This window comes from uncultured Nostoc sp., from assembly GCF_964245575.1.
Taxonomy (GTDB): Bacteria; Cyanobacteriota; Cyanobacteriia; order Cyanobacteriales; family Nostocaceae; genus Nostoc.
Window position 1 is genome coordinate 1 of sequence record NZ_CAXTNP010000234.1, and the last position, 12,944, is coordinate 12,944.

A 12,944-nucleotide genomic window follows, 5' to 3' on the forward strand; every position below is an offset into this window, starting at 1 on the left:
CAAATGTCACTCATCCCTGAGCATTTCTACTCATTTCGAGTGAACGAATCGCACCCCCGGCTTGAAAGCACGGGGATTCTACATTCTACGTCAGAACTTGCTCTAGCAGGCTCGCGCCAACTAGCGTAGAGGTTGCAACTCCTGTAGCGTTTGTTTGGGATTGCCCATCCCTACCTTGCTTTGCAAGATGCGAGAATAATTAAAGTCAGTGAAGGAGTTGCCCCCTCCACTGCTCTCCAAAACGGAACGTGATAGTTTCCCATCATTCCGCTCCTCAGTAAAACGGCTGTTGTCATCAGTACGTCATTGCCAACATATCGTTTTCCCCGTTAGTTTACGAGTTCCACAGGTGGCTTAGGTTTAACACTATTAATGTGCTAATTTCTTACCGAGACTACCATCAAGGGCAGTCTTTTTCTCGTGGCAATGTCGATGGAGTAGTTGCCAATTATCGTATGAATTCCGTCCACCAATGGATGTAGGAACAGTGTGGTCAACTTCAATCGAGTCTCCATCTGTGAAGTAGTTACCGCAGTGAGCGCATATTCCTTTTTGCCTTTTGAGTAGTGTTGCTACTCTCGTAGACACTTCAGGATGAACACCCGTTCTTGAACTCCAATAAATCCAGTCACCGTCATAAGGGGATGCTGTCCCTTTGACTTTTACATAGCGTTTTATTTCGGTGGAACTATGCTGTATAAGCATTAGAGGATTTTTGCCCTCTCTGGTTACGAAAGCCCAGTTATTGCCTTCTACGGTTTTGAAGTATTTAAGGCGTATCCACCCTTTACCCTTATTTCGGTGACGATGATAACCCCATTTAAAAAGCTTCCAGACAACTAAATGCCATAGCCTTTCAAATATTTTCTGGCTAACGACAGTTGAGAAGTAATTGCACCAACCCCGTATAATGGGATTGAGTTTCATAATCAAAGTCGCTTGGTCTAACCCACGCGAATTCTCTATTACTTCAGCCACTTTTCTATAGTGCCTTTTCTGGCTTTCTTTGCTGGGGGTGATAATAGTCTTAAATCCGAGAATTTTTCCTTTGACCTTTCCTGAATTATGTTTTCCCACAGGGAATTGTCTAACGTTGAATCCTAGAAAATTAAATCCAGGTTCTTCGTCTTCTAGTTTGTTCAAGGTGTGGGCAAGTCTTGTTTTACTCGGTTTTAGTTCTAGCCCAATGTCACTTAACCACTTCTCTATCTCTGTTTTACACAGTCTTATGACTTCTAAATTCTGATGAACTACCACAAAGTCATCTGCGTATCTGATTAATGAAATCGATTTCAGCTTATCTCTGATACTCATTTGAGTATTATCAGGTCGCTTCATGTCGAATTTTGGGGCTAATCCCATAATCAATTCCTCTAGTCCGTGTAAGGCAACATTCGCAAGAAGAGGTGAAATGACCCCGCCTTGTGGTGTGCCTTCATCGGTTGGGAATAGACTTTTCCCATCCAAAAAACCAGCTTTTAGCCAAGCTCGAATTTGTCTTCGTAAGGTTGGATAGGTATTTAATTTCTTGAGAAGTACATCGTGATTAATGCGGTCGAAGCATTTGCTAATGTCAGCATCCAAAACGTATTTGTTTTTCTGCTTAATCGCACAAAATATTGCTCCAATCGCATCGTGGCATGAGCGCCCAGGTCTGAACCCGTATGAGTTAGGTTCAAATCGCGCTTCCCACTCTGGCTCTAATGCCAGTTTGACAAGTGCTTGCAAGGCTCGGTCGAACATTGTCGGTATTCCCAAAGGTCTTTTTTCCTCTGTTCCTGGTTTGGGTATCCAAACTCGGCGCGTAGGTTTGACCTTTGAACCCATTTTAATTTCATTTATCAAGGTCAAACGAAGATTCAAAGTCAGCCCCAATTGGAGATAAATTCGCGTTCGGGGAAGTCACGCATTCACGCATTCACGCATAATTGTATTCCAAGCTCTGACGCCATTTGAAATAGTATGTTTATTTCCGCCGTGCTTTACTAATGTCCAGATCTCCGACTTCGTAAAAGTTGTCGGGGATATAAATTTCCACAAGTTTTGATATGACATGAAGACAAGGTAATAAATACTGACAGTGTAATAATAAATACAATTTATTTTTGATTATGCAATTGTTTGTGGAATAAGTTTTACACAAACTTTATCGTTATACATATCAAGTAGAAAACGATATTGGGAAGCATAATATGTGACCTGAACAAGGTTGGGTTCCACGAGAGTTAATTCCACAGGATTGTTTTGCGAGGATAGCTCGGAACTTATTTGCTCTCCTATCGAACATTATTTATGAAGCTCAATCACAAACTCTATCTGTACTCGTTCCTAGCTCGTTTCGCATGGCTCAAGAAAAGTTACACCGCTAAAATCATGTTGGTGGCATTTTTGGGAACTCATGTACCACTTTTGACCTTACTTTTGAGTTTCGTCATCTCAAACTCCTATTCCTTGGAGATAGTGGCGCGAGTTATGAGCATTGCTCTGTTGGCGACGTTAGCGGGTACAGCCGCCACCCTCTATGCGCTAAACCATCTCCTCAAACCAGTTATTTTGACATCTGCTACATTGCAAAATTATCTGAACACCAAAACCTTACCTGAATTGCCCACAGAATTTGCTGATGAAGCGGGTACATTGATGGCGGATACCTCACAAACTCTTCACAAATTAGATAAGTTAATTCACTACATCACTAATTATGATGACCTAACAGGATTGCCCAATCGTGATTTATTCTGCGATCGCCTCTATGAAATTCTATCCAAACCTGAAAATAACCAGCGCCTTGTAACTGTCTTTTTGCTAAGTATTGATGATTTCACTGGTATAAGTCATGGGTTGGAGCATGAAATAATAAATTTGTTGTTAAGAGCAGTTGCCCAGAGGTTATCAACCTGCATGGCACAAACAGATATTCTTGCCCATTTGAGTGGAGATGAATTTGCCCTTGCCCGCGTGGAAATTCATTCTTTTGAAAATGTGATTAAGCTATCTCAACTGCTGTTAAATACCCTGAGTAAACCCTTTTGTGTTGAGGGTAACTCGATTCATATCACCGCCAGCATTGGTATGACAATTAATGGCATAAACGATCGCAATAGCGTAGAGCAACTCTTGCAACAGGCTCATATAGCACTTTACCAAGCAAAGCAGCAAGGGCGTAGCCAATACCAATTCTATTCACCGGAAATTAATGCTCAGTTGCAGGAGCGAGTGACATTAGAAAATGAATTACATGCGGCGCTTAAGCGCAACGAAATGCTGGTTTATTATCAACCTCTAATTGATTTACATAGCGGACAAGTTACAGCTGTGGAAGCGTTGATTCGCTGGCAACATCCTACTTTAGGTATGATTTCTCCGGCAAAGTTTATTCCGATTGCAGAAGCCAATGGTGCGATCGTACCAATTGGTGAATGGGTGTTGCGAACTGCTTGCGCCCAAAACCGTGCTTGGCAGCTTGCTGGATTTACCCCAATTCGGATGTCTGTGAATCTGTCAGCTCGGCAGTTTGAACAACCCTATCTGGTTGAAGTCATCAACCAAATTCTTGAGGAGACTGAACTCCAAGCATCTGATCTGGAACTGGAAGTAACAGAAAGCTTTTTGATGGGTAACATTGAGCGATCGATTAAAACCTTGAAACAATTACGAGAACTGGGTATATGGTTGGCTCTAGACGACTTCGGTACGGGTTATTCCTCCCTGAACTACTTGAAGCGCTTTCCTGTGAACATGCTCAAAATTGATCGCTCATTTGTGCAGGATGTCATATCCAATGCTGATAGCGCTGCCGTCACCAATGCCATTATTGCCCTCGCAAAGAGCCTCCGGTTAAATATCACCGCAGAGGGTGTGGAAACCCAAGAACAGCTTGACTACCTGAAAATGCAGGGATGTGACGAAGGTCAGGGTTACTACTTCAGTCGTCCTGTGCCTGCTGATATAATTGCCCCGATGTTGCAGAAAAGTTCTCAGCAGATAGAGACAATTGCAACATAAGTAGATGCCTAAGCCAGAAAATACCCCCTTGATAGCGTTTCACTTGAATTTTGATAGAAATTATCAGGGGGTAGGTTAAGGAGGCAGGAGGCAGCAAAAATCTCTATAAATAAATTTAGGGGATTTAACAAGGACGCTGTAAATATGCGCCTACTCGATGAAATATATATATTTTGTTTTTTATAAATAAATTTAGTTCCTCTCAGACCCTTTTGGCCTGGGTAGAATTATTTTCTAAAACCTCCTGCCCTCTGCCTTTCTTCGGTGATATGAAAAAAGAAATCTGGGATTAATGAGGCGAATAAAAGCCATTTATTTTGAAACTGTGGAAAGCTTTGCAACCATGTGAGCGCGAGATGAAACCTCCAGCTTGCGAAACATCCTTTTTAAGGCTTGCTTAACAGAGTTTTCAGTAATCCAAAGTTCAGCACTAATTTCTGCATTGGTTTGTCCTTGAGCCACCAAGTCAGCAATTTGCATTTCACGAGGCGTTAAACGCTTTGTATGTAATAGTGGTTGTTGCAATCGCGCCATTGTCACCCAAGTAGAAATGTGCAGACAAAGCGCACTCAAATCTGTAAGATTTTGTGAATCAAATGCAGGCATTCCTTGCTCACGCGTCAAACCTACCACACCTACTAACTCACCATTGCTGACAATTGGCCCTGCCATAACATGCCAGTGATCAGCACGAGGACAAATCAACTTCCATGTTTTAGGTTCTACTACCAAAGCTTCATGAACAGGGGCATGGTGTTCTAGCAAGTAGCGTGCAACTGGATTGTGTTCGGGTGATAATGCAATTTGCAGTGCTTTTTGGATCTTGCTATTAGCTAGAGGAATTTGAGCAAAGAAAAATAGCCCACATCGTGTAGCTGAAAAATACTCACTCATTTCTGCGGGTATGTGCGATCGCAAAGTCTGTTCATCTTCAGCTTGAGCAATTTCATGAAATAGAGCTTGTAAGGCAACCATGATTTGCAAAGTGTACTCGTTCGAGGTCTAGGCGCAATATAGCAACCAGACCTATCTTAGCTTTATTCACATCAAGTCAAATCCGTCAAATCCTTTGTTTGGTTTTTTGGAGTACTTTACCATGATTGTAAATTCTGGCATTGATGACACACAGATATCCGGGCGCTGGATTCAAATCAGTTTTTTTATCGCAGCAGTGCTTTTCAATCTCTGTTTAGTAACCCAAATATTCAGTGTTGGACTGGCTTACTTTTACAACTCTGATTGGTGGAACCTACATATTTGGCTCGTGCGAGGATATAGCGGACTCTCATTAATTTTGTTGATATGGGTGTTTTTAATTCCGTTTCCTCGAGGAGTCCGAAACCTTACAACAAGTTTGCCTGTGCTGCTGGGACTGCAATTTCTCACAATTCATTTGCAGACTTCTTTTCCTCTAGCAGTGTTTCACCCACTCATCGGCTTTTCTTTATTCTCTATTTCCACAACCCTAGTGCATCGGACATCGCACATCGTATTTCTCAACTACAACCAAGACTAAATTGTTGAGATAAACACAAGTTTCAATTCTTTTCGCGCTATTACAGGAGAAATACAAGTGTCTCAATACGCCGACCCATCTGTTCTTGTTGATACCCAGTGGCTTGAAAATCATCTTAACGATCCAAACATCCGCATTATTGAAGTGGATATGAGTCCAGAGCCGTACAAAAATGCTCACATACCTGGTGCTGTCTTCTGGAACATCTTTACAGATTTACTCTTGCCCGATTTGATGATAAATTTGGATGCGATCGCTTTTGAAAAGCTGATGGCACGTTCAGGCATCACCAATAACACTACGGTGATTGCTTATGGCAGTTATCCGGGAACAGGATCCTGGATTTTTTGGTTGTTGAAAGTCTTTGGTCATGAGAATATACAAGTTCTCAATGGCGGCTACCAGAAATGGAAATCAGAAGGTCGTCCACTAGCAGCTGAGTTATCTACGTTTTCTGAGACTGATTACCGTGCCAAAACTCCTGATGCTAATCTGCGAGTATTACACAATGAAGTTCAAGCATCAATAGGTAGAAGCGATGTCTACGACGGGCTACGCCTACGCGTGTTGTTGGATGTCCGAACACCTCAAGAATATTCTGGTGAGTGGTTTTTCGATCAGCCACCAAAAGCAGGCGAACGTACTGGACATATTCCCGGTGCAGTGCATCTTGAGCATACCTTAATTCTCAATGAGGATGGAACTTTTAAATCATTCAATGAATTGAAAAATCTTTATGAGAGTAAAGGCATTACGGCTGATAAGGAAGTGTTTCCCTACTGTACTATCGGTGCGCGTTCTGGATATATCTGGTTTGTCTTAAAGTATTTATTAGGCTATCCGAATGTTCGGAATTATGATGGCTCTTGGAATGAGTGGAGTCGTCTGCCGGATGTAGCGATCGAGAGGTAGTAAGATAAATCGTTAACGTAGCGAAAGAACTCTGCGAATCAAAGAAGGCAATACCCTGCAATGCCAATGCGTCGGCTTGCATTGTTAATGCGTCGGCTTACATTATTAATGCATCAGCTTACATTATTAATGCGTCGGCTTACATTATTAATGCATCAGCTTGCATTATTAATGCATCAGCTTGCATTGTTAATGCGTCAGCTTACATTGTTAATGCGTCGGCTTACATTGTTAATGCGTTCCCCTGCATTAAAAACGCTACACTTTTACGCAAAACTGTACTTAGCTATTATTAGAATTTATCCTGTTTATCCCCTAGTCCTCTAAGAACCGTTTGGAGATGTCATTACAATACCGTTCGGTTAAGACATCTTTTCATTGAGGTAGCAGAGGAGCAAAGGAGGAGCAGAGGAACTCTAAAAGAGAGTTTGCAGTGAGATTTTCCTTCCCCTCTGCACCCCTGCACCCCTGCTCCCTTGCCTGCCTTCACGAACAAATTTCTTATCCAAACCGCTTGAAGATGTCATTACTCTTGCTTGCAATATTACCAATAACCACACCTTTACAGACGGACACCACTACCGCCATCAAGATTAAAATCTCTTAACCTTTCGTTACAATAAAAACATCGAGAAGGACTAAAGCAAACCTCTCGAAGCTGAAATCAAAGGTGAACGACATGAATGGCACAATTCGCGTTGGTAATCTCTTCGGAATTCCCTTCTATATCCATCCGTCATGGTTTTTAGTTCTGGGTTTAGTAACTTGGAGCTATAGCAGTGGACTGGCGGCGCAATTTCCCCAATTGTCTGCGGGATTAGCTTTGCTACTAGGATTGATGACAGCGCTGATGTTATTTGCCTCTGTCGTCGCCCATGAATTAGGCCACAGTTTTGTTGCGATTGGTCAGGGAATTGATGTCAAATCTATTACGCTGTTTATATTTGGCGGTTTAGCAAGCTTAGAAAAAGAGTCGAAAACCCCAGGTGAAGCTTTCTGGGTAGCGATCGCCGGGCCATTAGTTAGCTTACTACTGTGCGGTATCGTTACAGTGGTTGGTGTTACTACTACTGCATCAGGGCCCTTAGCTGCAATTCTTGGTGTTCTAGCTTCTGTTAACTTGGCATTAGCCCTGTTTAACCTGATTCCTGGCTTGCCCTTAGATGGCGGAAATATACTGAAAGCCATCGTTTGGAAAATTACAGGTAATCCTTATAAAGGTGTGACCTTTGCTAGTCGAGTTGGGCAAATCTTTGGTTGGGTAGCAATTCTTTCTGGTGTACTTCCCCTACTATTATTTGGCAGCTTCGGTAACTTGTGGAATTTATTAGTTGGCTTCTTCTTGTTGCAAAATGCTGGTAATGCGGCTCAATTTGCCAGAGTGCAAGAAAAACTCACAGGTTTGACAGCCGAGGATGCTGTAACTCATGATAGCCCGATTGTATCTGCTAATCTTACCCTGAGAGAGTTTGCCGATGAGCGAGTTATAAGTGGGCAAAACTGGCATCGGTTCTTAGTGACTGATGATGATGGACAATTAGTAGGTGCGATCGCAGTTGATAATTTACGAAGCATCCCAACAGCACTATGGTCAGAAACTCAAGTAAAAGAAGTCATGCGACCAATTACCGAATCTACCACAGTTCAATCCGATCAACCTCTGCTGGAAGTCATGCAGTTACTCGAACAACAAAAGCTATCTGTGCTTCCCGTAATTCGTGAGAATGGCGTTCTAGTTGGAATCTTAGAAAAAGCTGCAATTATCCAGCTACTTCAAGGCCGAACTCAACCTAACCCTGCATAGTTCAACTGATCGCGGCAAGGATTCCCCCACTATAATTAAAAATTTGGTGGGGGAATTTTTGCAGATATCTTACTCTTTACTGGGAAAAAGTTTTTGAAAATTTGATGGTGGGATCACAGCAATTAGTCCTTAGCGATAAAAAAGCCTTTCCCTTTTCCATTTTCCCAAGTTTGGAATTAGATGGAGTTGAGAGTAACCGATAAATTCCAACCTCCTGCCTTCTTCACCATCTCTGCGGTGAGAACACGTTGCCAAGTTAATTCTTTTGTAGTCTCATCCCAATGCCAACGTAATAAATTAGCGGGTTGACTCTTGGCAATTCCTGGTAAACCAATCGCTTTTCTAGGTGCATTAGTAGCTAGTAAAATTGCACTTTCTACGTCACAAATTCCCCACTTCACCAAATTCTGCACTCCCACCAACAATGGTAAAGTCGTCCCCGACAAAGTGCCATCTGCCAGTCGTGCCGTACCGTTTTTAACTTCAATTTGCCGAGTATCCCAAGGATACACCCCATCGGGTAGCCCTAGAGGTGAAAGGGCATCGCTGACGAGGAACAGCCCTTTTTCTTGATAGCTAGCGCGAAGTAAAATTTGCAGCATCGTGGGCGAAACGTGTTCACCATCAGCAATAAAACTACACATTACATCAGGATGAATAATTGCCGCCCCTAATAATCCTGGTTCGCGGTGATGTAGTGCTGGCATGGTGTTGAAAGCATGGGTTACCATCGTTGCACCTTCCTCAAAGGCACGTTGCGCTTGGGCGGCTGTTGCTTGAGAATGCCCTAAACTGACAGTAATTCCCAGAGAACGCAAATATGGAATTACTTCACCAGTGAAATCTAACTCTGGTGCTAAGGTGATGACTTTTACAACATGAGCATAATTACCCAAAACCCGCTTTACCTGATCAATTGTTAAGGGTAACAGGTACTCTGCTGGGTGTGCGCCGCGCTTTTGGAAATTCAAAAATGGGCCTTCTAGATGTACTCCCAGAATCTTGGCACCAGCTTGTTGAGTGGGGGGAATCTCAGCAATAATAGCAAGCGATCGCTGAATATTTTCGACTGAAGTTGTCACAAGTGTCGGTAAAAATCCATCTACCCCAACATTCCACAAAAATTGTGAGATTTTCTGAAGTATGTGAGCATTTTCAGCCGTCAATTCCGGAAATGCCAAACCCAACGCACCGTTAATTTGCAAATCAACGCCGCCTAGAGAAATCCAGTCACCTGCTACATCTAGTAGGGACGTACATCTGTGCATCTCTACCGTCCCCATTGGCAAAATTTGCTCAATTATGCCCTCTTGGTTAACCAAGAGCATCTGCAAATCTTTATAACCAGGCACTCTAGCATTGATAATATCTACAGGATTTTGTGTTGCTTGGGTCATCACACTGACGAGAAGATAGCTAAATCTGATTTTAGATGCAACCAACATCAATAAATCAATTCAAACAACGCCAATAGATGAGATGATGATCGGCATTACCTAGCTTCCATAAGCTAGCTCAAATAATTTTAAATTTTGAATTTTGAATTTTGAATTATTATGACTCCCTTAGTTGGTATTATCATGGGCAGCGATTCCGATTTGCCCACCATGAAAGACGCGATCGCAGTTTGTGAAGAATTTGACGTTGAAAGCGAAGTGGCGATCGTTTCTGCTCATCGTACCCCAGAACGCATGGTGCAATATGCTCAACTTGCACACCAACGCGGTATTAAGGTAATTATTGCTGGTGCCGGTGGTGCTGCCCATCTGCCGGGAATGGTAGCATCTTTAACTCCACTTCCTGTTATTGGTGTTCCTGTAGCCACTCGTAACTTACAGGGTGTTGATTCTTTGTATTCTATTTTACAAATGCCTGCGGGTATTCCTGTGGCAACAGTGGCGATCGGTAATGCCAAAAATGCCGGACTTTTAGCAGTACAAATCCTGGCAACTCATCAACCAGAATTGCTAAAAAGAGTGCAGCAATATCGCCAAACCCTATGTGAATCAGTAATTGCAAAGCAAGCAAAACTAGAAGAATTAGGCTATGAGCAATATTTACAGCAGATGTTTTAATACATATTAACACCAGAACAGCAGAACAGCAGAGGAGCAGAGGAAGAATTCCTAACTCTTGACTTAATGACAAATGACTAATGACAAATGACTAATGACAAATGACTAATGACTAATGACAAATAACAAATGACTAACCAAACTATTCGCATTGTTGCCCATGTTATTGCTTTGCCTAACAAAGTAGAAGAACTAAAAGCTGTACTGTTGGAAATCATTGAGCCAACCCGTCAGGAAGCAGGTGTGATTGAATATAAACTTTTGCAAAACCAAGACGATCCAACAGACTTTACTTTTGTAGAGGAGTGGACTTCTGATGAAGCCCTGAATACTCATCTAGCTTCACCCCATTTCCAAGCAGCAGCAGCCAAATTAGAAAGTTTAGTGACTACTGCACCCGATATCCGCCGATACCATGTTTTGGCATAATGTCATATTGCTAACTTGAAGCAGATTCTTTATTTTTGGGGATCATTTTGGAATATCTCAGTTTTAAATTCTAAGATTGAAGCGATCGCTCCAGAATCAAGGCAGCATTCTAAAGTATCTTGATTCTGAGCTGAGGCCTTAGTCAAAAATTGAGAGCGACAACATCCATGTGTCAATTGCTCGGAATGAATTGCAATGTTCCAACGGATATTTGCTTTTCTTTTGAAGGGTTTTCTGCACGGGGAGGAAAAACGGATGATCATAGCGATGGTTGGGGCATTGCTTTCTTTGAAGGAAAGGGATGTCGAATGTTTTTAGATGCCCAGCCTTCTGTTGCTTCTCCGGTAGCGGAGTTTGTGCGGAGTTATCCCATCCACTCAACCCATGTCATTGCCCATATCCGTAAAGCTACTCAGGGTGAAGTTGCCTTACACAACTGCCATCCTTTCCGCAGAGAATTGTGGGGTCAATATTGGGTGTTTGCCCACAACGGTAATTTGCCAAATTTTGAACCAGAAAATTTGGGCTTTTATCAAGCCGTAGGTGACACCGATAGCGAAAAAGCATTCTGTATGATGCTAGAAACATTGCGATCGCGCTTTCCTGGGGGTAAGCCTGAGATAAAGGAACTGTACCCTGTGCTGCAAGAAATTACTGCTGTAATTGCAAAGCTGGGTATATTTAATTACTTATTATCAGATGGAGTACACTTTTTTGCTTATTGCTCAACCAAACTTAGTTACATTGTTCGCCAAGCGCCCTTTGCAGCTGCCCATTTAATTGACCAAGACATGACCGTAGATTTTCGAGAGGTGACTACAGAACGCGATCGCGTTGCTGTCATTGCCACCACTCCCTTGACTGACAACGAAGTTTGGACACAAATCCAACCGGGAGAGTTATTAGTTTTTCAGGACGGGCTGCCCCTGAAATATGCTTGAAATTAAGAATCTGATATTGTGGGTGAATTTAAAAATTAACCAGATATTTTCCCATTTAGATATTTTCTAGATGGGTTTTTCTTTCTAACAAGTATTACAAGTATCATTACAGGAAGCATTTTTTTAATTACCGTCCCTGTAATGTTGGGTAGTAGTACATAGAGCGACACGCTAATTAGTTATAGCACTCTAACTTTGGCAACGCTAACGGGTATCAACTCCAGCCTGATTACCTTAGCCGATTTTGTGACTATCTAAGTTTTCGTAACCGCTCAATAATCTGGGGTAAATCGTTCATCGACAAGCCCCAAATGGCGCAAAATCGTTCTTGTTCTGGTAGTCCGCCCCAATTTTTTGAGCGGTTACTAAGTTTTCAACAGTTATCAGTTATCAGTTGTTATTTTGCCATCCTCATCTGATGCTTGCCCTGCACTAGCTTTCAAGCGAGTCAACCTGCCTTTGCGTACACGTTCACTGTCACGAACGCCACCCGCTATCTCATATTCGCTGCTGTTCTTGCCATACTTGAAAGCAACTCCCCTGAGCAACTTGTCTGAAAGATTGTTCAAGCTTTTTTCCATCTGATCAATCTTAGTTTTACACGAGTCAACCACAGCAAGAGCGCTATTATAAGCATCAAGCATACTGCTTAACTGCTCAATTGATTGAGTTAGGTTTTGCAAATCGCAATGATCGCCAAAATCCATATTTGCATCAACTGCTTTGAGTCCAGCCGTTCTCAATTCGGCTTTTTCGAGAATCCGCGATGTGCGTTTTCTACGAGGCATAAATTTACTCCTATAATCAGGTTATAGAACTAGCTTGCTTTAACCAAGTAAGATTCCGGTTCAGCATAATTCACAATTTTTACTGAGAATTTTTCATGTTATATCAGTGATTTCTTTGAATTTAATCACTAAATGCTGATTTGATAAAGGAAATATCTTGAAGTGTTAAAAAAGCTGCTGCTGCGGCGTCCAGATCCCCGACAACTTTTAGAAGTCGGGGATCTAATTTTTCACGAATGATTTTAGACTGCTATAGGATTCATATTTGATTGCGTGAAATACACGTAGGGTGCGTTATGCCTCTGGCTAACGCACCATCAGATAGTTTGGTGCCGTACTCTTGGCGATAACACACCATACATATACTAATTTTTCACGAATGATTTTAGACTGCTATATCTTTGCGTAGACACCTTAGCGGCTTGCCAAAGGCATCGCTTCAACGTTGATGACCAACCTTGTAATGTTGATGAC

Annotated in this window: 11 protein-coding genes; 7 read left to right on the forward strand and 4 right to left on the reverse strand. The window is 42.2% G+C overall.

Annotated elements, in window-relative coordinates; translation table 11 throughout:
- Positions 1 to 369 precede the first annotated feature (369 nt).
- Entirely contained in the window at positions 370 to 1,827 is a 1,458-nt protein-coding gene (gene ltrA / locus ACFFAP_RS28500; RefSeq protein WP_375514384.1) for a group II intron reverse transcriptase/maturase, read from the reverse strand.
- Positions 1,828 to 2,292: 465 nt separating this feature from the next.
- On the opposite strand from ltrA, the gene ACFFAP_RS28505 reads away from it, so the two are divergent.
- Positions 2,293 to 4,005, forward strand: coding sequence for a putative bifunctional diguanylate cyclase/phosphodiesterase (locus ACFFAP_RS28505; RefSeq protein ID WP_375514385.1), 1,713 nt, complete (start codon positions 2,293 to 2,295; stop codon positions 4,003 to 4,005).
- A 312-nt stretch (positions 4,006 to 4,317) separates the two neighbouring features.
- Here ACFFAP_RS28505 and ACFFAP_RS28510 read toward each other — a convergent pair whose 3' ends face one another.
- Positions 4,318 to 4,980, reverse strand: a complete 663-nt coding sequence (locus ACFFAP_RS28510) for a LuxR C-terminal-related transcriptional regulator (RefSeq protein WP_375514386.1) — start codon at positions 4,978 to 4,980, stop codon at positions 4,318 to 4,320.
- Positions 4,981 to 5,101: 121 nt separating this feature from the next.
- On the opposite strand from ACFFAP_RS28510, the gene ACFFAP_RS28515 reads away from it, so the two are divergent.
- From ACFFAP_RS28515 to ACFFAP_RS28525, 3 genes are all read left to right on the forward strand, one after another.
- Positions 5,102 to 5,521, forward strand: coding sequence for a DUF6220 domain-containing protein (locus tag ACFFAP_RS28515; protein WP_375514387.1), 420 nt, complete (start codon positions 5,102 to 5,104; stop codon positions 5,519 to 5,521).
- Between the two features lie 57 nt (positions 5,522 to 5,578).
- Positions 5,579 to 6,433: a sulfurtransferase gene (locus ACFFAP_RS28520; RefSeq protein ID WP_375514388.1), complete on the forward strand. Its 855-nt coding sequence runs from the start codon at positions 5,579 to 5,581 to the stop codon at positions 6,431 to 6,433.
- Between the two features lie 679 nt (positions 6,434 to 7,112).
- Positions 7,113 to 8,237: a site-2 protease family protein gene (locus ACFFAP_RS28525; protein WP_375514389.1), complete on the forward strand. Its 1,125-nt coding sequence runs from the start codon at positions 7,113 to 7,115 to the stop codon at positions 8,235 to 8,237.
- Between the two features lie 176 nt (positions 8,238 to 8,413).
- Here the strand turns inward: ACFFAP_RS28525 and nagA are convergent, their stop codons facing one another.
- The gene (gene nagA / locus ACFFAP_RS28530) at positions 8,414 to 9,634 is read right to left on the reverse strand and encodes an N-acetylglucosamine-6-phosphate deacetylase (RefSeq protein WP_375514390.1); all 1,221 of its coding nucleotides are present in this window, start codon (positions 9,632 to 9,634) and stop codon (positions 8,414 to 8,416) included.
- 159 nt (positions 9,635 to 9,793) lie between these two features.
- Here nagA and purE point away from each other — a divergent pair, with 159 nt between their 5' ends.
- The 3 genes from purE (at position 9,794) to ACFFAP_RS28545 (ending at position 11,682) form a co-directional block, all read left to right on the forward strand.
- Positions 9,794 to 10,312 carry a 5-(carboxyamino)imidazole ribonucleotide mutase gene (purE, locus tag ACFFAP_RS28535; RefSeq protein WP_375514391.1) on the forward strand — a complete coding sequence of 173 codons (519 nt, stop codon included), beginning with the start codon at positions 9,794 to 9,796 and terminating at the stop codon, positions 10,310 to 10,312.
- A 129-nt stretch (positions 10,313 to 10,441) separates the two neighbouring features.
- Positions 10,442 to 10,741, forward strand: a complete 300-nt coding sequence (locus ACFFAP_RS28540) for a putative quinol monooxygenase (RefSeq protein WP_375514392.1) — start codon at positions 10,442 to 10,444, stop codon at positions 10,739 to 10,741.
- Positions 10,742 to 10,908: 167 nt separating this feature from the next.
- Positions 10,909 to 11,682: a class II glutamine amidotransferase gene (locus ACFFAP_RS28545; RefSeq protein ID WP_375514393.1), complete on the forward strand. Its 774-nt coding sequence runs from the start codon at positions 10,909 to 10,911 to the stop codon at positions 11,680 to 11,682.
- Between the two features lie 383 nt (positions 11,683 to 12,065).
- Here the strand turns inward: ACFFAP_RS28545 and ACFFAP_RS28550 are convergent, their stop codons facing one another.
- Complete coding sequence (locus ACFFAP_RS28550; RefSeq protein WP_375514394.1) at positions 12,066 to 12,470, reverse strand: hypothetical protein; 405 nt, start codon at positions 12,468 to 12,470, stop codon at positions 12,066 to 12,068.
- Positions 12,471 to 12,944: the final 474 nt, after the last annotated feature.